General features: G+C 67.5%; 1 protein-coding gene. It reads left to right on the top strand.

What is annotated here, in order from left to right; genetic code table 11:
- A partial coding sequence (locus SB771_RS34945; RefSeq protein WP_410722035.1) for a peptidylprolyl isomerase occupies positions 1–265 on the top strand: 265 nt, incomplete at both ends.

The following is a 265-nucleotide window of genomic DNA, read 5'->3' as shown; positions in this document are numbered from 1 at the left end:
CGCCGAGAACCGGCTGTACCTGGAGCGCCATCTGCAGGTGCCAGCCGTCACGGATGCACAGGTCAAGTCGGCCTACGACGCGATGGTCGCGGAGCAAGGCCCGCGCGAGTATCAGACGCGGATCATCGCGGTGCGGGATGCGGCGAGCGCCGCCGGTGTGCTCGAGAAGCTGAAAGCCGGGGTCGCGTTTGACGAGGTGGCGCGCGAGACCAGCATGGATAGCACGCGCGAGGCTGGCGGAGCGTTGCCCTGGGTGAGCTTTAAG

The organism is Burkholderia sp. SIMBA_051 (genome assembly GCF_046534915.1).
Taxonomy (GTDB): Bacteria; Pseudomonadota; Gammaproteobacteria; order Burkholderiales; family Burkholderiaceae; genus Burkholderia; species Burkholderia ambifaria.
The sequence above is the reverse complement of the archived record's forward strand: the minus strand, read 5'-3'. Positions and strand labels throughout refer to the sequence as shown.